The following is a 19,397-nucleotide window of genomic DNA, read 5'->3' as shown; positions in this document are numbered from 1 at the left end:
CATTCCCAACCCTTCCGGTTCCTGCCGCTGATCGGCGCCTGTTACAGGATCAAGGATTGCTTCCAATGACCTCGCCCCTTCGACGCCTGACGGAAGCCGGCTTCCTCGGAAAATTCTACATCGACGGAAAATGGCGGAAGCCGATCGGATCAGTCACGGCAGCAGCAACTGTCGTCAATCCGGCGACGGAGCAGCCGGTCGCCGACGTCGCCCTCGGCGATGATGATGACGTGGATTGCGCCGTCGCGGCCGCCAGACGAGCCTTTGGCGGCTGGTCCATGACGCAGCCGGCTGTGAGAGCGGCACTGCTCGACCGGATTCACGCCTTGCTCCTTGAGCGGCTGGAGCTGTTCGCGCAGGCCCTCACGGCCGAGATGGGAGCCGCTATCACCTACGCGCGCCGCGCGCAGGTGCCGCTGGCCGCGGAACACATCCGTGTCGCCCGCGACAATCTCGCGATTTATCCGTTCATCGCCGCGCGCGGGAGCACCGCGATCATGCGCGAGGCAATTGGCGTCTGCGGCCTGATCACGCCATGGAACTGGCCGCTCTATCAGATCACCGCCAAGGTGGGTCCGGCGATCGCAGCCGGCTGCACGGTGGTGTTGAAACCGAGTGAATTGTCGCCTCTGAGCGCCTTGCTGTTCGCTGAGGTGATGAACGACGCCGGTTGTCCACCCGGCGTGTTCAATCTCATCAACGGCACTGGTCCAATCGTAGGAGCCGGTCTGGCGTCGCATCCGCAGGTGGACATGATCTCGATCACCGGCTCGACGCGCGCCGGGGTTCTCGTCGCGCAAGCGGCCGCGCCCACCGTCAAACGCGTTGCCCAGGAACTCGGCGGCAAGTCGCCGAATATCATCTTGCCGGACGCCGATCTCAGCCGGGCTGTTTCGCTCGGCGTCGGCGCCGCGTTCCGCAATCTCGGCCAATCCTGCAGCGCACCGACGCGCATGCTCGTGTCTCGCTCACACATGGAAGAGGTCGAGACCTTGGCGGCAGCGGCCGGTTCAGAACTGGTGGTCGGCCATCCCCTTGCGGAAAGCACGACCCATGGCCCGATCGCCAACCGGCCGCAGTTCGAGCGCGTGCAGACCATGATCGGCGTCGGCCTGGAGGAAGGCGCCAAGCTCGTCATCGGCGGGCCGGGGCGGCCCGGCGACCTTCAGATTGGCTTCTATGCGCGACCGACCATCTTCTCGAACGTCCGCCCCGACATGCGGATCGCGCAGGAGGAGATCTTCGGCCCGGTGCTGTCGATCATTCCTTACGACACCGTGGACGAGGCGATCGCGATCGCCAACGACACCGTCTATGGCCTCGGCGCTCACGTGCAGGGCACTGATATGGAGACAGTGCGGGCCGTCGCCCGTCAGATCCGGTCTGGTCAAGTTCATCTCAACCATCCCGACTGGGACCCCAACGCACCGTTTGGCGGATACAAGCGCTCCGGCAACGGCCGGGAATACGGCCGCGAAGGCATAGACGAATATATCGAGACGAAGGCTGTCCTTGGATTCTACTGATCAGACGCCGTCTCGTCTGCGGGACGGACCGGCACGGTGAAGTGAAAAATCGCGCCGCGGGGCAGGTTAGGGGTCACCCATAAGCGCCCGGCATGAGCTTCGATGATCGAACGGCAGATGGACAGTCCCACACCGAGTCCGCCCGCCTTCGTCGTGTAGAAGGGGGTAAAGACGTGCTCGAGATTCTCCAGCGCCAACCCCGGTCCCGAATCCTGCACCTCGACAAGAACACGATCAGGCGCGACCGAACCGGTGGTGATAAGCACCTTTCTGGCGTCGTCCGCGACCGTGCCCATTGCCTGGACAGCATTGACGATCAGATTAAGGACCACTTGCTGCAGTTGGACGCGATCGCCCTCGATACGCGGCAAGCTTTCTGCAAGTTCCGTCTGAACCGAGACGCCGTTTTTCATCGCTTCGCCGCGGGTAAGCTCAATCACATCCCGGATGGCCTCGTTGATGTCCAGATTATCCTTCCGGGGCGGTGCTTTTTTGATGTGATCACGAATTCGCTGGATGATGTTGCCGGCCAGAGCAGTATCGTTCATGACCCAATCCAGTGATTGCCTCACCCTCGCGAGATCGGGTGGATCTCTGTCAAGGAACCGGGCGGCCGCACCGGCATTCATGGATGCCGCCGCGACCGGCTGGCTTACTTCGTGGGCAATCGAGGCCGTGAGTTCGCCCATGGTGGCGAGCCGGTTGGCATGCGCCAACTCCCTCTGCATCTCGCGCAGAGCCTCCGTGGCGCGCTTCTGTTCGGTGATGTGCCGTCCCACGCCGCGGTAACCGATGAACCGACCGGACTTGTCGAAGACCGGCATCCCGGAGACGGAGACGTAGCGCTTGCGGCCGTCGCTCGTAGGGCGCGCGAGCTCGAAATCACGGAACGGCTGGTGCGCATCGAGCGTCTCCCGATGCTTGCGCCAAGCTTCCTCGTCGGGCTCCAAGTAGGGTACCTCCCAGCGCGTCTTACCAAGTTCAGAACCCGCTCCCGGAGCGTCAGCAATGGTTTCGGCGAACTCCTGGCGGATGAAGCGATGGTTCGCATCTGACTCCCAGTACACGTCGAAAGAGAACTGTACGAGAGTACGAAAACGTTCTTCGCTCTCCCGCAGAGCCTCCTCGGACCGTTTACGCTCGGTCAGGTCGACGACAAAGGAGACACCTTGGTCCCGTTGCTCGTCGAACGCAGCCATTCCGATCAGGACCGGCACGCGGCTTCCGTCCTTACGGAAATACTCTTTCTCGAACGGTTGTACGCTCCCCATCTTCTTGAGTTCCGGGATCCACCATCGTTCGTGGCGGTCGAGCCATTCCGGCGGCGTCAGGGCGGTCCAGAGCAGGCGGCCAGAGGCGAGATCCTCACGGTTGTACCCCACGATGCGCAGAAACGCGTCATTGGCCTCCAGAATGGGACCTTCAAGCTCCCAGATGACGATTCCGACGATGTTGGCGTCGACAAGTCGTCGGATTTTCGCTTCGCGCTCCCTCACATCGCGGTACAGCGTGGCATTTTCCAGCGCGATTGCAGCCTGGGAGGCGAGCAGCTTCAGCACCGCAATTCGCGCCGGTGCAAAAACGTGGGGCGTCAACGTATTCTCAAGGTAGAGTACGCCAATGAGCTTGCCATGGTTGATCAAGGGCAGGCCGAGAATGGAACGGGCCTTGAGCTGATTGACGTAGGGGTCCGTGGCAAACGGAGGCTCGACGGCGGCATCGTCGAGAACGGCACATTCTCTGGCTCGCAGGACGTAGTGAAGAACGGATTCCGGAAGCAGGTCCGCGGTCACGCGTGTTTCTCGCAGTTCGACGATGACTCTGTCGCCGTGGGTCGTAGCTTCCGCCTCGATGCGCGGCTCGGTGTCGTGCGACAGAATCAACAGACCTCGGTCAGCACCAGCTTGTTCAATGGCCGTGCGCATGAGAGTGTCGACGAGCTTCTCCAGCACCATCTCGCCCGACACCGCTTCCGACACCTTGATGACGGTGGCTAGGTCGAGGTGCTCGACCGGTCCCCCGATTGTGCTCATCGGGCCGTTCTCCGATCTCTCCTCCCTCAGGTACGGGTACATACGCTCGAGCTGCCTCACCTTGCCGTCGGCTCCCCAGCGCTGATAGCCGTATCGGGCATCCCGCAAATAGGCATGCGCGATGGTTTCGAATCCTCGCGCCGCGTAGAAGCGCGCAGCAAGTTCGCTGGCCAGCGCTTCATCCTGCACGAAACCGTTCTCGCGGGCAGAACGGATGGCGCGGTCGTAAAGACGCATGGCGTCAAGATCGCGGCATTCGATGCGTACTATTTCGGCTTGCACGAGCAGCGCTCGGCTTTCGAAGTTCTGTGGACAACCATGCGCCCAGCTATCGAGTTGTTGTTTGTGCTCGGACAGCAGCTGGAGATAATGCGAGCGCTCGTCGGCTGGAACCGTGTCCAAGAAAGCCGCAAGCGTCAGCGCGCGATAGAAATTGTACTCCGCAATCTCGAAATACGCGAGAAAAGACGGAGATACAAGCCGCTCCGCCTGAGCTGCTGCCTCGATGGCGGATGCATAGTCGGCGGCGTAGTAACGCGCTTGCAGCTTGCGGATCCAATAGCGCCAAGCCGCATATGCCAGCCGCCGGTCGCCCGTGAGATGCTCTTCAAATCGACGCTCGTCGAATTCGGCGTCGCTGAAGCAGCCAAATTCCGGTGTCAGTCCGCGCAGCGTGCGGATCAGCCCGAGCTGCGCCCTGATCACATCGGCGACGAGCCAGAACTGCGCTTTTTGCGCAAATTCGAGCGCGGCTTCCGCTTCATTCTGGATCTCCACCAGCGGTTCACCGCTTGCGATAAGGTGTGTGATCAAAGCGCCGCGCGCGATGTTCGCAAAGCTCACATCGCCTGTCTCCTGCGCGGCCTCGAGCGCGGTCCGCACCAGGGGAATGGCCGTGCGGACGTGCCGCGTCCAGGCAACAACGTGCCCGAACCCCAGGTAGACACGCGCTTTGAAGCCAAGGAGCCCGCCGTTCTCCACCAAATCCACGCCGAGTTGGCCGAAGCGAAATCCCGATTGGTAATCACCGAACCGGGGCCCGAGCAGCATTCCGAGCCAGACATAGGCGAAACATGATGCACCGCGATTGCCATGTTCGAGACTCACGTTGGCCATGCGAGCAATGACAAGGCAGTGCAGATTGGTATCGGTGAACAGGGCCGGTGGCAGCAGCTCCGCGAGCACGTCCATGGTCGCACACCATATCCCGTCACTCATCGCCGGCAAAGCGATGAGCGCCTCGATCGGCCGGCTTCCGAGCCGCCGCCACATCTCTTCGAATTCGCCCCGGACCTCCTCGTCCGTCGGATGCGGCGACCACGAGATGCCAACGTGCTTCAGATATTCGAGGCCCACATCGACGGCACGGTCGCTCTGAGCCAAGGTCATGTAGAGCGGCACGCGCACACAGGTGATCGCTGCGAGATCGACCAGGTTTGCGGCGCGATGCGCTAGCATCGCAAGCCGCTGCTCCGCTGCCGCCAACGCGCCAGTGAGGAATTCGCATTCCGCGCGAAGCAGGTTGAGCGCAAAGGCGAGTTCGTGTTGTTGCTTCCAGCAGTCTTCCGGCAGCAGGCGTGCTCCATCGACCAGATATTTCAGCGCCGGCGCGTAAGCGGTCGAGCGTTTGGCGCGTTTGCCTGCGAGCAGATTGAGCTCGGCCAGCTGCTCGCGTTCATCTCGCGAGGTCATCAAGGTCTCGCCACGGTTTAGTTGGTTGACGATCTCGAAGATGGCCTTCTCACGCTCCTCCTGCAGAGTCTGCGCCAGAAGTCGGCGGCCAATTCGCAGATGCACCGCCGCGCGTAGATCATCCGCGATCAGCGAATAGGCGGCTTCCTGCACGCGGTCGTGCACAAACCTGTAGGCTCCCGTCTGGTGCTCGACCAATTCCTGGCGAACGGCCTCCCATAGATCGGAATGAACCTGCGGATCGGAGCGCTCGAGCACGATCGAGAGTGTCGTACTTTCGGCGATGTTGCCGAGACAGGCCAGCTGCTGCAGCGTATTCAGTGTGCCAGCCGGCAGGCGGCTCAGCTTCTCGATCATCAGGTCCACGACATTGTCGGTATGACCCTTGAGGTGAATGCGATCCAGATCCCAGCACCAGCACCCTGCGTCATGATCGAATCGGACTAGTCCCTCTTCGGCAAGTGCGCGGAGGAACTGAATGACGAAGAATGGGTTGCCGGCCGTTTTCTCGTGGATCAGCTGGGCGAGCGGCGCGGCACGCTTCAAATCGCAGTGAAGCGCATCTGAAATCAATTGCGAAATGTGTTCGCCGGCGAGCGGCGCAAGGATGATCTGCTGCACGTTTGCGCCAGCGTTCCTTATGGCTTCAAGCCTCCGCCGCAATGGATGAGCGGCGGTGACTTCGTTGTCGCGATAGGCGCCGATCAGCATCAGGTATTGCAGATCGGACCGGGTCAACAGATCCTCAAGCAGGTCCAACGTAGCAGCATCGAGCCACTGCAGATCGTCGAGGAACAGCGCCAATGGATGCTCGGATCGTGCGAACACCCCTATGAAACGCCGGAGCACGAGATGGAAGCGGTTTTGTGCCTGCCGCGGGGGCAACTCGGCAACGGGCGGCTGCTCTCCCATGATCAGCCGCAATTCAGGGATCAGGTCGGCAACGAGCCGTCCATTTGCGCCCAGCGCATCTTGAAGGGCTTGGCGCCACCTCGTGAGTTCGGCGTCATTCTTGCTCAGAAGAGACCGCACGAGACTCTGAAAAGCCTCGACCAGCGTGGAATACGGAATATCGCGTTTGTACTGATCGAACTTGCCTGAAGCGAACAGTCCCTGCGACGGAATTAGCCGATGATGGAGCTCATTGACCACCGAGGACTTGCCGACGCCGGCATAGCCGGAAACCAGCACCAATTCCGGCGCGCCGCTCTTAATCATGCGCTCAAAGGCAGCCAGCAAGGTTTCAATCTCGCAGCCTCTTCCGTACAGCTTTTCGGGGATCAGCAACCGGTCGGGCGTGTCGTACTGCCCGAGTGCAAACTCTTCTACGCGGCGTCCGGTTTCCCATTCACTCAGGCAGCGGCTTAGATCATGCTCGAGGCCTGACGCGCTCTGATAGCGTTGCTCGGCGGACTTGGCGAGCAGCTTGAGGACTATGGCCGAGATTGGGGCCGGTACAGTGCTCACCCGCTCGCTGGGCGGCACCGGCTTTCTCGCGATATGGCAATGCACCCACTCCATCGAATGTGCCGCAGTGAACGGCAACGAGCCGGTCAGCATTTGATAGAGCGTCACACCAAGCGAGTAGAGATCGCTGCGGAAATCGATCGAGCGGTTCATCCACCCGGTCTGTTCGGGCGCCATGTAGGGGAGCGTGCCCACGATAAACTCGGGCGGTCCTGGCGTGCGTCGTTCCCGGACCAGGCGTGAGGCTGTACCGAAGCCGGTGAACCGGATCCGTCCATCCTCGCAATTCACCAGAATATGCGCGGGTTTGATGTCCTTGTGAATAAGGCCGCACCGATGCACCTTGTTCATGGCTCTCGCGATGCCGATCGCCAGTCGCAAGAAGCGTCCGATGTCCATGGGAGCGCCAAGCAACCGGTCGAGCGGCTGGCCGCCAGGATACTCGAGCAGCAGAACTGGATGACCGCCGGAGTACTCCAGCCCAAGCGGCCGCAGGGCCCATCCGCCGTCCAGCTGGTCCTTCAGTGCAAACTCGTGAGCGAGACGATCAAGGATGCCGGACGAAGCGTGCTTCACCTTGGGAAGTACCGCCAACACAGCTCTGCAGCCGCTATTCGAATCCGGGCGCAATGCCCGGCAAAAGATGCGGGCATCGTCCTCCCATAGCACTTGGAACCTGTTGTCCATACGCGTCGAACCGAAAACGATGGGTTCAACCGGAAGCCTCCAAGTGGCCCAACGCCCGGGTGAGGAGGTACTGTCCTAAGCGTGGAGTCTGCCACAAACGCGGGCATGTGCCCAGTGTAAGCTGCCGCGTCGGCCAACGCAGGTCGAAGAAGCGTCGCGGATCGTCTGCAGAGGTTTTCTCACAATCCTTGGTTTATGCCGGTTCGGCGCTATCGGAATAGGCTCGTTCGCGCCGTGCGCGTCAGGCGCTGACAGCACATCGCCTGGTCCTGCGCGTCTTCAAGCAACTTCGTGCCGAATTTCGCTTCGTTTGACCGCGCGTGCTTCATCTACGCTGGAGCCAATTGGCAACGGGATGCGTAGCTGTAGGGTGACCAAATTCCGCAAAAGGCGCTTGCGATGAGCCAGCGCCTTCGCGCCGGTGCGAGCTGAAAACTATCGCTTTTCATGCTACGTTGATTTGGCATGATTGATCCATGCGAACCGATCGTCCATGCACAATTGCCATTCTCGCCGACGACCTCGGCTCTCCGGGCCTGGCTCTGGCCTTGGCCAAGCGGCTTGCGCCGGTTCAGGTTGCGTCTGACGTGACGCTGGCCGGTGGCAGCGAGATTCTTGTTGTTGTCGGCAGTTCCAACCCGCGCCGCCATCGTCAGGCCGATCGGATCGGGGTCGAGCGCGGTGTTGCCCTGTTACGAGCTCCGGTGGAACGTATCGACGACCCCGGCTCCATCCTGCGCGACATTGCGCAGGCTGCAGCTGGAAGTGTGGTCGACGAGCGTTTCGACGTTGTGATGGCCACTGGCGGGGATACAATGGAGGCGATCCTCGATGGCCTGGACATCTCTGCGTTCGAGATTCTGCAGGAGCTCGAGGCAGGGTTTCCGCTCGGCCGCGCGTCGCTCGGGAATGGGCGAGAGCTGCTCATCGCCATGAAGGCGGGCGGCTCTGGCGACGACGACACGCTGCGCCGTGCGATCGCGCGGCTCCGCGCCTGCGCCTCGCTGTCAGAAAAGGTTCTGCGATGACCCAAATAGCTCCCCTTGCCATCACCATGGGCGATGCCTCCGGCATCGGCCCGGAGATCGTGGCCAAGACATTGGCGAAAAGCGCCGAAAACCTGGTCGTCTTCGGCAGCTCGGTCGTGATGGAGAACATCGTCGATCGTCTGGGTCTCGGCCTCAAGGTCAAGCGAATCGCCGGACCTCACGAGGCGCGGTCTGAGCCGCGGTCCGTCGAGGTCGTGGAGGCGACGCAAATCATCGCGCCGCCTCCGCTCGGGAGAGTCAGCGCCATGTCCGGCCAAGCTTCCTTCGACGCCGTCGTCGCCGCCATCGCGGCAGCCAAAACCGGCAAGGTCAGCGGCATCGTCACCGCGCCAATCAACAAGGAGGCAATGGCAAGCGCGGGCATTCGGTATCCCGGGCACACTGAGATTCTCGCGGAGTATGGTGGCGCGAAGCGCGTCGCGATGATGCTGGCCAACGACGAAATCCGCACGGTACTCGTCACGATCCATACGTCTCTGCGCAAGGCCATCGACGAGGCGGATTTTGATGCGCAGATGTCGGCCATTCGGCTCGCAAATGAGGGTGGGAAGGCTCTCGGAATCGCGGCACCGCGCGTTGCGGTGGCAGGGCTCAACCCCCATGCCGGTGAAAGCGGTCTATTCGGCGACGAGGAAATCCGGATCATTGGTCCCGCGATCGAGGCGGCACGCGCAGAGGGCATCGACGTCAGCGGCCCGTGGCCCGGCGACACCGTCTACATGCAGGCCCGCAAGGGCCGCTTCGATGTGGTTGTGGCCCAATATCACGACCAGGGCCTGATTCCTGTGAAATATCTCGGCCTCGAAAAGGGTGTGAACATCACGCTGGGCCTGCCGTTCGTCCGTACAAGTCCTGACCACGGCACTGCGTTCGACATTGCAGGCCGAGGCATCGCCGATCCCGCCAGTCTCGAGACCGCGCTGGCTTACGCGCGAAGGCTCGTCGCCGCGCAGATTAAAGCCAAAGAAGGGGTAGTCTAATGGGCCTTCGCTTCATCTTCATGCTCACGCGTAACGATCGCACCGTCGAGGACGCATCTGAACAACTCAAGACCGCCCTGGGCCTCGGTGTTCGCCACATTGGCTTCAAGGACATCGGCCTGCCGATCGACAGACTCAAAGTGCTCAATCAGGCCATCAAGGCAGATGGCGCGACCTCCTATCTCGAAGTCGTTTCACTCGACCGGCAAAGTGAGATCGTTTCGGCGAAGGCGGCGGTCGAAATCGGCGTCGACGTCTTGCTCGGCGGCACAAATGTTGACGACGTGCTACCGATCCTTGCCGGCACCGGGATTCAATACTGCCCCTTCCCGGGTCGCATCTCCGGTCACCCGAGTGTGCTCGAAGGGACGATCGATGAGATCGTTGGGAGTGCCAAGGCGCTCGCCTCGCGGGAAGGCGTTTATGGCCTCGACCTGCTCGCCTATCGCTCCAAGGAAGACGTCCCGGCCCTCATCAAAGCGGTTTGCGCGGCGGTGCCCAAGCCCGTCTACGTGGCCGGCTCGATTGATACGCCTGAGCGGATCGCCGCGCTGAAGGACGCAGGAGCCGCCGGCTTCACCATCGGCACGGCCGCATTGGATGGCAAGTATCCGGCCGTCGACAAGGACGTCGCTCGCCAGCTCGGGGCCATCATTCGTGACGTGGCCGCTCTGAACCGGCATCTCTCGCCGCTCCACAAGAAGAACCTCGCCAACTCGTTCGGCCAGCTCGAGGAGACCTGGTCTCCGAAGATCGCCGGCCAGATCAACGACATGCAGATCAAGCTCGCCAAGTTCGCGGGCGAGTTCGCCTGGCGCTTTCACAGGAGCAGCGACGAGCTCTTCCTGGTGCACAAGGGCCGCCTGCTGATGAAGTTCCGTGATCGGGACGAGATCATCGAGCAAGGCGAGTTCATCGTGGTCCCCCATGGGGTCGAGCATTGTCCCGTCGCGCTGGACGACATCTGCGAGGTCTTGCTGCTCGAACCCGGCACAGCCTTGGATGCCGGCACCGCTCACGCCGGGCCGCCTGGTTTCCGACGATCCGTCCTATAAGACCTGGGAGCAGGATTCCTGCCGCGGCGACTCGGTGAAGGCAGGAGTCTGGGAGGCCTCGCCTGGCGAGAACCGCTCGATCGAGGGCGAGACCTTCGAGTCCTGCCACATCGTTTCCGGCGTGGTGGAGCTGACCGAGGAAGGCAAGAAGCCTCGCATTTTTCCGAGCTCACGCAGCCTCTCGGACAGACGGGTCGCCAGCTCGGGCGCGAGCTCAACAAAGACCATGTTGGACTGCGACGGTGTGACCGTCAGGCCCTCGATCCCCATAATGATCCAAGCGGCGCACGAAGGCTTCGCCACGAGCGCGGTTCAACGGGTCTGCAGGCAGGCTGCGTCACCCTCAACCGAACCGGGACTCGATCGGGCTCGAGCAGCTTGTATCACTCAAGCGGTCAAAAACCCGAACATCTTGCGAAGTCCCGGATGATTTCAGCACATTCTATCGCGCGCACGATGCGATGAACGGCTGATCGGAAGCTTTGCTTCCGCATTTGGCAGCCGAGGTTTGTTGGAATATGTCGCCCCGCGTCGAGCGCATTCACAGCGACGAGCGTGTTCCGGCCGAGGCCGACGTCGTCATCGTCGGCGGCGGCATCCTCGGCGCTACGGCCGCCTATTACCTGGCGAAGCGCGGTGTCTCCGTGGCGCTCCTGGAGAAGGGCCACGTCGCCTGTGAGCAATCGAGCCGAAACTGGGGTTGGTGCCGCCAGCAGAACCGCGACCGCCGCGAACTGCCGCTCTCGGTGCTCTCGATGCGGCTGTGGGACGAACTCACGCGCGATATCAATCGGGATCTCGGATTTCGACGCTGCGGTCTGGTTTATGCGACCCATGACGAGGCTGTGCTCGCGGGCTGGGAAAAATGGCGCGAGGTCGCCAGGGAATACGACGTCGACACACGCGTGCTGAGCCGGGCGGAGGTCGCCGAGCGCGTCCCCGAAGCGCGGGACAAATGGGTCGGCGGCACCTATTCGGAGCGGGACGGCAAGGCTGAACCTGCGCTCGCCGCGCCTGGTATCGCCGATGGGGCCAGAGTCCTGGGCGCCACGATCCACCAGGGATGCGCCGCGCGGGCGCTCGACTTGGCCAATGGCAACATTGCGGGCGTGCACACGGAGAAGGGCTATATCAGAACCAGCGCGGTGCTGTGCGCCGCCGGTGCCTGGTCCTCGCGCTTCCTTCGCCCGCTCGGGATCAGTTTCCCCCAGGCGAGCATCCGGCAGACGGCGCTGCGTTCCACCCCCACGATCAACATCGGCGAGGCGGTCTCGACACCCTACTGCACGATCACGCGCCGACTGGACGGCAGCTACACGCTTGCGATCAGCGGCAAGGCGAATCTCGAAATCACGCCCCAGGCGCTCCGGTACAGCCGGGAGTTCATGCCGCAGTTCTTGCGTCGCCTGAAGAACGTCAGGCTCGGCGTCGGGCGATCATTCGTTTCGGGGCCGGATTCATTGCCCGCGCTGCTGACCAACGACGATCGCATCTTCGAACAGAATCGCGTGCTGGATCCTCCGCCTTTGAAATGGCTGATGAGCCAAGTGGTGGAGAGCGTCCGGAAGACCTTCCCCCAACTCGGCGAAATAAAGATCGACAGCGCCTGGGGCGGCTTCGTCGATTGCACGCCGGATGCAGTGCCTGTGGTATCGCAGGTGGACGGGGTGAAGGGCCTCGTCCTCGCGGCGGGCTGCTCGGGCCACGGCTTCGGCCTGGGCCCGGGACTCGGCTATCTTGCCGCACAGCTTGTCGTCAACGACACGCCGTGCGTCGATCCCACACCGTTCCGGCTGTCGCGTCTGGTCGATGGCTCCAAGCTGGACATCTCCGCCATCTGAAGATCGAGCCGGAGGTCAGGCCTGACGCGCGACAAGCGGCGCGCGATCGATCGCGCCGTCTCGGAGCAAAAATTAGACGGAAAATTCGGGCCGTTGGACCGGGGCGGCCACTATGGCGAGGCAACCCCTGTAAGCTCTCCAGGAATTAACTGGCGCGCTGTCGGCGCCGGATCTCAGGCTTGACGTCGTTCAGGAGACGGTTTCGGAAGGCTTCTCGCAGCTAGTTCCTGACCAGCGCGGATCAAATTCTCCATCGCCTGTGCGAATAGGGCGTCCTGTACCGCCAGCCACCGGTTGAGCATGAAAACGAAGCTCGTGTAGATGAAGTTGGCGAGCTCCATGATCTCCGGGATTCGTCCTCGGGGCGTACATGGCCGCACGCAACCAATCTGCGTAGAGCAACAGGAATTCATGGTCCTTCTCTCGCGCCATGTGCTCCGCATGCGGACGGCGAAGCACATAGAGCGTCATTTCCTGCAGCGCGAGTTGCTCGCCTGGAGCTTTCTTGATTTCGCTCCAGATGAACTGCAGAAGATCCGCGAAGTCCTGAACAAGCGGCTCCAGCGCGGGTCCCCGGAATAGGTTCGGTGTTTGTCTTGATCAGTGCGACTTCGGCAATTCTTTCCAGGGTAACTTGCCCGGTGCTGGCGATGCACTCCCGCGAGGACCATGTGGTGCCGCCTTGCTTAAGTTGATCTTTCGGCGGTGGTGCCTGGCCCTTAATGCTCGAACTGCGGCTGCCAGCGCAGCAGATAAGACTGCAGTGCGCGGACGGCGACCGCCAGCAGGATTCCTACGAACATCATGACGAAGATGGCGACCATCATCTCGCTGGCGTTGGCGCGTGCCTCCGCCTCGATGATGAGCTTGCCGAGCCCGCGCTCGGCACCGATGAACTCGCCGACGATGACGCCGATCAGCGCGAATGAAACCGCCGGCAGCAACGAAGCGAACACCCAGGCGAGCGCGGAGGGAATCACGACCGTGCGCAGCACGGTGAATTCGCTGGCGCCGAGCAGGCGAGCAGCCGCGATCTGGTCGCGGTCGACCGCGCGCGTGCCCTCGAAGGTGTTGAAGAACACCACGAAGAACACGACGAGCCACGCGGTCGCGATCTTGGAGAGATCGCCGAGGCCGAAGATCAGGATGACGAGCGGCACCAGCGCAATGCGCGGGATCGAGTTTAGCGCCACGATGTAGGGCCCGAACACGCGCGCCAGAAAATCGGAGCGGCCGAGGATCAGACCGGCCGCAATTCCGCTCGCCGAGCCGAACAGAAATCCCCACCAGGTGTTCTTCAGGGTCACCAGGGTGGCGAGCCAGAGATTGTTGTCGTTGCCTTTGAAGCAAGCCGCAAAGCCGCTTGCATCGGATAAGCAGCCAAGACGGAGGAAGCTCTGCCAGATCAGCGACGGCTTTGCGACGAAGTAAGGATCGAGGATTTTCGGCACATAGGCCTTCGGCAGCAGCGCCTTGCTCCAGTCGAAGCCCCATTGCCAGATGATGAGCACGGCTGCGAGGATCGCGATCTGCCAGAACAGGATGACGGCGCGGCTTCTGCTCATATCAGTCGGCCCTGGTGCGGCGGAATTCTTCGCCGAGCGAATGCCAGATGTGGGAGTAGAGGCGGCCGAATTCGGCGGTCTCGCGCAAGGCGACAGGATCGCGCGGCCGCGGCAGCGCGATCTCGAAATCCTCCTTCAACCGCCCGGGCCGCGCCGAGAGCAGGATGATGCGGCTCGCCAGGGTAATGGCTTCGCCGAGATCGTGCGTCACGAACAGCACAGTCTGCCGTTCACGCTCCCAGATCTCCAGCAGCGTCTTGTGCATCTCGAGCTTGGTGTGGGTGTCGAGCGCGCCGAACGGCTCGTCCATGAGCAGGATCTCCGGCTCCAGGATCAGCGTGCGCATCAGGGCGGCGCGCTGGCGCATGCCGCCCGACAGCATGCGCGGGAAGCTTTGCGCAAAACCTGAGAGGCCGGCCTTCTCGATCGCCGATGCAACGCGCCGCCCACGTTCCGGCTTGGGCAGCCCGGCGATCTCCAGACCATAGCCGATATTCTGCTCCACGGTGCGCCAGGGAAACAGCGTGTCACGCTGGAAGACGTAACCGACCTTGCGGTTGACCTTTCCGGTGTCAACTGCGTCCTCGTCGATCAGGATGCGTCCGCCCGAGCGCGGCAACAGGCCTGCGACCATGTTCAGGATGGTGCTTTTGCCGCAGCCGGAGGGGCCGAGCAGCGCGACGAACTCGCCCTGCTTGACCTCGAAGGAAACGTCATCGACCGCGACGAACTCGCGGCCGGCCGAGATGAAGCGCTTGGCGAGACCTTGCACGGCAACGCGCGAGCGGGCCGCGGTCGCATCCTTGTCCTCTCGCGCGAGGGCGAGGCTCGGGCCCGGCGTGGCCATCATTTGGATTTCGCCCCCGCCGCCGCGAGGAAGCTCATGTCGACGACGTCCTCATATTTGGTTTCGGGAATATCGGTGCCCTTGCGATACCAGGGCTTTGCGCCGCGCTCGAACGCGGCCTTGTCGATCTGCCCGTCATAGGCCCAGGTGGATGTGTCGAAGCCGAGTTCGGCGCTGACCGCATCCGGATCGATGCCGGAGAAATATTTCGGCGTGACCAGCGCCTGCACCTCGGCGAGCGGAGCTGCCTTGACGTAGGCCATGGCACGCGAGATCGCGTTGACATAGGCCTGCACCATCGCCTTGTCCTGCTCGACCGTATCCTGCAACGTGTAGATCACGAGGACGGGCAGCGTGCCGCCAAAGTCCTTTTCGAACACGCCGGGCTTGGAGGTGTCGTAAATCGTCTTGCCGAATCCCTTCTTCTCGACTTCGACGATCCAGCTCGGCGGCGCCATGATGGCGTCGAATTGCTTGGTCTGCAGGGAAGGGAACATCGTGTTGGGGCCGCCGCCGGCAACCCAGTTCACCTTGTCGCCTAGCCCGCGCGCCTCGAACACATAGGTACCGAACACCCAGGTGCCCGAACCGATGGCGGTCGCGGCGACGATCGGCTTGGCGCCATCGGCGCGCTTGTAGGAGGCAAGCTTCTCGACCGAATTGATGCCGCTCTCGTAGAGGTCCTGCCGAACCATGATGTTGGCATAGGAGCATACCATCTCGGTCGCGAGCAGGATCTTGCAGGGCTTGCCACGTGCGCTGAGCTGGAGCGGATGGCTGGCATCGCCATGGGCGAACAGGGCTTGCCCCGCAGCGAGCGTCTGCCGGCCGAACGTGCCGGCGTTACCTGTGACGAGCTTGGAATCGAGCCCTTCGTCCTTGAAGTAGCCCTTCAGCTCCGCGATCATGCCGATGGCATAGACCGGCGACACCGGTCCGAATGCGAGCGAGACCTGCTTCGTTTCGGCGTGCAACCGTCCCGGCAGCAGCGACGCGCCCGCCCATGCGGAGCCCGCGATCAGCGCCTGGCGCCTGTTTATGCTCATGTGCTGCTCCTCCCTTGGTTCTTGCCTTCGTTCTTGCCTTGGTTCTTGTTGAGCCGGGCCGGCCGGATCAGGACGGCGCAACCTTGATCGTGCCCTGCTTGCGCAGCGCTTCGATCTCATCCGGCGACATGCCGATCTCGCTGAGGATCTCGCTGCTGTGCTCGCCGATCCCGGGAGGATCATAGCGATTGGGCAGACGCATTCCGTCCATGGAAACCGGCAACAGCGGCGTCTTGGCATCGCGGCCGTCAGGAAGCCGAATGTCGGTCAGACCACCCGACCGGTTGAGATGCGGATCGTCGAAGAGATCGCCGGGCTTGTTCACCGGGGCGTAAGGCAGATCGAGCTGCTCGAGCCGCGCGGCGAGATCGGCCTTGTCCCATTGCTTGAATATCTCAGCGATCTCCGGGATCAGCCAGTTGCGATGATCGACGCGGCCGTTGCTGGTCGCAAAGCGGGGATCGGAGAGCCAGGCTTCGCGACCGAAGGCGCGGCAGAACGCCTCCCACTGCTCTTCACCGACGATGGTGACGAACAGATTCGAGCCATCCCTGGTGTCGAAGAGGTCGTAAACCGGCCACGGGCTGTCCTTGATCGAATATGGAACGGACGGCTGGCCGCTGACCACCTCGCACATCATCGCCTGCGCCATCAGGAAGACGTTGTTCTCATAAAGGGCGCTCTGGATGTAGCGGCCCCGTCCGGTGCGCTGCCGCTCGGCGAGCGCAGCCTGGATCGCGATCACCCCGAACATGCCGCCCATGACGTCGTTGACGGAAGCGCCCGCGCGCATCGGCCTGTCGGGCAAACCGGTCATGTAGGCGAGGCCGCCCATCATCTGCACGACTTCGTCGAGCGCGAGACGGTTCTCGTAAGGCCCGGGCAGATAGCCCTTGAGCGAGCAATAGATCAGGCGCGGTGCAAAGGTCGCGACGCTCTCGTAGTCGAGGCCGATCCGCTTCAACAGGCCTGGCCGGAAGTTCTCGATCAGGACGTCGCTGCTGGCAATCAGCCTGCGTGCGATGTCCTGGCCCTGCGCGCTTGATGTGTCCAACGCGATGCTGCGCTTGTTGCGGCTGTAGGTCGCAAAGAAGCCGGCCGCAGGCCCCTTGAAGGTGCGGGTGCGGTCGCCCTTGGGCGGTTCGACCTTGATCACGTCGGCACCGAGGTCGGCGAGGATCAGCCCGCAGCTCGGCCCCATAACCATCTGGCTGAACTCGATCACGCGAAGGCCGGCCAACGGTCGAAGCTCAGATGCCGTCTCACGCGCAGCCATGGTCATGCCGCCCTCCGCAGGACCTTGGGAATTCCGGCCTCGTGCAGATGGCCGGTCAGATGGTTCGCCGGAATGTGACGGGCGAGAATCTCGCGCGTCTGCATCAGGCGGTCGAGGTCGATGCCGGTGGAGAGCCCCATACGCTCCAGCATGAACACCATATCCTCGGTGACGATGTTGCCGCGCGCGCCCGGCGCGAACGGGCAGCCGCCGAGGCCCGACACCGCGGCATCGAATCGGCGTATGCCGGCTTCGAGGCCGGCGACGGCATTGGCAAGGCCCGCGCCGAGCGTGTCGTGCAGATGCAGCCGCAGCGACATTTGCTTTCCGACCTCACGCTGCACGGCGGCGACGATCTGCCGGATCGATGTGGGCGTCGCATAACCGACGGTGTCGGCAAGCCCGATCTCGTCGGCGCGGGCCTCCGCGAAGGCGCGCGCGACCCGGCATACGGCGGCTTCGCTCACCTCGCCCTCCAGCGAGCAGCCGAACGCGGTGGAGATCGCGCCCACCAGTTGCGGCCGCTGACCCACCGGGCGAGCATCGATCACGGTACGCACCGCGCGAAAGCCCTCGATCTGCTCGTCGATCGTGCGGCGCACATTGGCGCGGTTGTGCGTCTCGCTGGCCGAAATCACGAAATAGATGGCGTTGACGCCGGCCGAGATGGCGCGTTCGGCGCCCTTCACGTTGGGCGCCAGTGCGCCGATGGTCGCGGCATCGTGCGTGAGCGCATGCGCCATCACCGCATCAACGTCGGCGAATTGCGGCACGACCTTCGGCGGCACGAAAGAGCCGGCATCGATCTCGCGCACGCCGGCGGCGGAGATCGCATCGATCAGCGCACACTTGGCTTCCGTCGGAACGAAGACGGCCAGGTTCTGCAGGCCGTCACGCGGAGCGACTTCGCAGATGTGGACGTCGGGCGCGCGCGCCATCGGGGCTCTCCCTGCTCGATTGTATATTGTTGCATTAAAGAACAATCCATGGGACAGTCTGTCAAGCCCTAAAACTGCGTGCAGTGCAATGACGGCCACCCAGAGTTCCCGACGTTCCCACGGCAAAGCCGGTTCCGAGCGCGCCGAGCACGTCGCCGGCCTGATCATGGCGCTCGCCCGGCGCGACGGCATGAAGGCCGGCGATCGCCTGATCGAGCAGAGGCTGGCGGATGCGCTCGACCTGTCCCGCGCGCCGATCCGGCTCGGGCTGAAGGCACTGGAAGCCGCAGGCCTTGCGCGCGGCGAGCCGCATCGCGGCTTCGTGCTGGCGAAGAATCCGACCAGCGGCGCGGCCCAGCCGGCGCTCGCGGCGGTCAGACGCGGCGAACAGATCTATGCGAGCATTGCCGGCGACGTTCTGACGCGGCGGCTCTCGGCCGACGTCACCGAGGCAGAGTTGATGCGCCGGTATGATCTGAGCCGGGCCGATCTGCAGCGTTTGCTCGATCGCATCGCGGCCGAGGGGTGGATCGCGCGCTTGCCGGGCTATGGCTGGCGTTTTGCGGAGTCAGTGTCGAGCCCGGCCGCGCAGGCGCAGGCGATGGCCTTTCGCGTGGTGATCGAGCCGGCGGCGATGGCGCAGCCGGGCTACGCACTATCGTATGAGGTGATCGCGCGGCTGCGGGAGCGGCAACAGCGGGTCCTCGACGGCGAATTCGAGAAGATGACCATCGGCGAGGTTTACCAGTCGGGCTGCGATTTCCACGAGGAGATCATCCGCGGTGCCGGCAATCCCTTCTTCCTCGAAGCGCTCAAGCGCGTGAACTCGATCCGCCGCTTGTTCGCCTATCGCAGCTTCGCCGACCGTGAAGGCATGCGCCGACACGTGCGCGAGCACCTGCGCTTGCTCGACCTGTTGGAAGGGCGCCACTTTCCGGAAGCAGCTGAGCTGATGACGCGGCACTTGCAGCGCCCGCTAGTCGAAGGCCTGTCTTGATGATCTTCGCGCCGCTGGGAAACTATTGATCCAAGCTGCCATGGGTCAACACACGATCACCAACCGACGTCAGCACTGATGGAGAAGCTTATGCGTCGAATCCCAGTCGCGATTTCGTTGCTTGCGCTCACAGGGGGCCATAAGCCCTGGAATCTCGACAGGGCACACCGAGCCCTCCCTGCTTCCGATCGGAGCGAGGGTCGGGGATTTGGACCTTTCACCTGTTTATCGTTGGTCCGACTCTCTGCCAGAGCGACCGGGGCTCATGCCGCGCAAGGAGACGGGGCCAGCACAGCCCGAACAACAAGCGCAGGTCTTGCCAACGGATCCTCTCATCGTTCCGGTGGGCCGTCTGCTCGATTTCGTCGTTCGGAATAAGAGAAATCAGCTGCGATCTC

14 protein-coding genes are annotated in these 19,397 nt (G+C 62.8%); 8 read left to right on the top strand and 6 right to left on the bottom strand.

All coding sequences use genetic code 11. The features are described from left to right. Nucleotides 1-65 precede the first annotated feature (65 nt). The gene (locus ACVWZ4_RS08245) at nucleotides 66-1,526 is read left to right on the top strand and encodes an aldehyde dehydrogenase family protein (protein WP_456736341.1); all 1,461 of its coding nucleotides are present in this window, start codon (nucleotides 66-68) and stop codon (nucleotides 1,524-1,526) included. Here ACVWZ4_RS08245 and ACVWZ4_RS08240 read toward each other — a convergent pair. Then, nucleotides 1,520-7,405 carry an AAA family ATPase gene (locus ACVWZ4_RS08240; protein WP_456701123.1) on the bottom strand — a complete coding sequence of 1,962 codons (5,886 nt, stop codon included), beginning with the start codon at nucleotides 7,403-7,405 and terminating at the stop codon, nucleotides 1,520-1,522. The two genes, ACVWZ4_RS08245 and ACVWZ4_RS08240, sit on opposite strands and share 7 nt — an antisense overlap. A gap of 476 nt (nucleotides 7,406-7,881) precedes the next feature. Here ACVWZ4_RS08240 and ACVWZ4_RS08235 point away from each other — a divergent pair, with 476 nt between their 5' ends. The 6 genes from ACVWZ4_RS08235 (at nucleotide 7,882) to ACVWZ4_RS08210 (ending at nucleotide 12,912) form a co-directional block, all read left to right on the top strand. Further along, nucleotides 7,882-8,433: a nucleotide-binding domain containing protein gene (locus tag ACVWZ4_RS08235; protein WP_456740056.1), complete on the top strand. Its 552-nt coding sequence runs from the start codon at nucleotides 7,882-7,884 to the stop codon at nucleotides 8,431-8,433. Further along, a complete protein-coding gene (gene pdxA / locus ACVWZ4_RS08230; protein WP_456740055.1) occupies nucleotides 8,430-9,434 on the top strand; it encodes a 4-hydroxythreonine-4-phosphate dehydrogenase PdxA in 1,005 nt (334 codons plus the stop codon). The genes ACVWZ4_RS08235 and pdxA overlap by 4 nt, the downstream gene beginning before the upstream one ends. Then, nucleotides 9,434-10,489 (top strand): cupin domain-containing protein, encoded by a 1,056-nt coding sequence (locus tag ACVWZ4_RS08225; RefSeq protein ID WP_456701126.1) that lies wholly within the window; start codon nucleotides 9,434-9,436, stop codon nucleotides 10,487-10,489. The genes pdxA and ACVWZ4_RS08225 overlap by 1 nt, the downstream gene beginning before the upstream one ends. After that, complete coding sequence (locus ACVWZ4_RS08220) at nucleotides 10,437-10,919, top strand: cupin domain-containing protein (protein WP_456740054.1); 483 nt, start codon at nucleotides 10,437-10,439, stop codon at nucleotides 10,917-10,919. The genes ACVWZ4_RS08225 and ACVWZ4_RS08220 overlap by 53 nt, the downstream gene beginning before the upstream one ends. Before the next feature lie 88 nt (nucleotides 10,920-11,007). Then, a complete protein-coding gene (locus ACVWZ4_RS08215) occupies nucleotides 11,008-12,330 on the top strand; it encodes an NAD(P)/FAD-dependent oxidoreductase (RefSeq protein ID WP_456740053.1) in 1,323 nt (440 codons plus the stop codon). A gap of 321 nt (nucleotides 12,331-12,651) precedes the next feature. Then, nucleotides 12,652-12,912: a hypothetical protein gene (locus ACVWZ4_RS08210; RefSeq protein WP_456763475.1), complete on the top strand. Its 261-nt coding sequence runs from the start codon at nucleotides 12,652-12,654 to the stop codon at nucleotides 12,910-12,912. Nucleotides 12,913-13,049: 137 nt separating this feature from the next. Here the strand turns inward: ACVWZ4_RS08210 and ACVWZ4_RS08205 are convergent, their stop codons facing one another. The 5 genes from ACVWZ4_RS08205 to ACVWZ4_RS08185 all read right to left on the bottom strand — a co-directional run bounded on the left by ACVWZ4_RS08205 (nucleotide 13,050) and on the right by ACVWZ4_RS08185 (nucleotide 18,002). Continuing rightward, a complete protein-coding gene (locus ACVWZ4_RS08205) occupies nucleotides 13,050-13,895 on the bottom strand; it encodes an ABC transporter permease (protein ID WP_456701130.1) in 846 nt (281 codons plus the stop codon). Between the two features lies 1 nt (nucleotide 13,896). Continuing rightward, nucleotides 13,897-14,745 carry an ABC transporter ATP-binding protein gene (locus ACVWZ4_RS08200; RefSeq protein ID WP_456736335.1) on the bottom strand — a complete coding sequence of 283 codons (849 nt, stop codon included), beginning with the start codon at nucleotides 14,743-14,745 and terminating at the stop codon, nucleotides 13,897-13,899. Beyond that, nucleotides 14,742-15,788: an ABC transporter substrate-binding protein gene (locus ACVWZ4_RS08195; RefSeq protein ID WP_456740051.1), complete on the bottom strand. Its 1,047-nt coding sequence runs from the start codon at nucleotides 15,786-15,788 to the stop codon at nucleotides 14,742-14,744. The genes ACVWZ4_RS08200 and ACVWZ4_RS08195 overlap by 4 nt, the downstream gene beginning before the upstream one ends. Nucleotides 15,789-15,855: 67 nt before the next feature. After that, a complete protein-coding gene (locus tag ACVWZ4_RS08190) occupies nucleotides 15,856-17,070 on the bottom strand; it encodes a CaiB/BaiF CoA transferase family protein (RefSeq protein ID WP_456740050.1) in 1,215 nt (404 codons plus the stop codon). After that, the gene (locus ACVWZ4_RS08185) at nucleotides 17,067-18,002 is read right to left on the bottom strand and encodes a hydroxymethylglutaryl-CoA lyase (RefSeq protein WP_456740049.1); all 936 of its coding nucleotides are present in this window, start codon (nucleotides 18,000-18,002) and stop codon (nucleotides 17,067-17,069) included. Before ACVWZ4_RS08185 ends, ACVWZ4_RS08190 begins: the two co-directional genes overlap by 4 nt. 88 nt (nucleotides 18,003-18,090) lie before the next feature. Between ACVWZ4_RS08185 and ACVWZ4_RS08180 the strand changes: the two genes are divergently transcribed. Further along, on the top strand, nucleotides 18,091-18,999 hold the full coding sequence (locus ACVWZ4_RS08180; RefSeq protein ID WP_456701135.1) for a GntR family transcriptional regulator: 909 nt from the start codon (nucleotides 18,091-18,093) through the stop codon (nucleotides 18,997-18,999). Nucleotides 19,000-19,397 lie beyond the last annotated feature (398 nt).

This window comes from Bradyrhizobium sp. USDA 4472 (genome assembly GCF_054058595.1).
The sequence above is the reverse complement of the archived record's forward strand: the minus strand, read 5'-3'. Positions and strand labels throughout refer to the sequence as shown.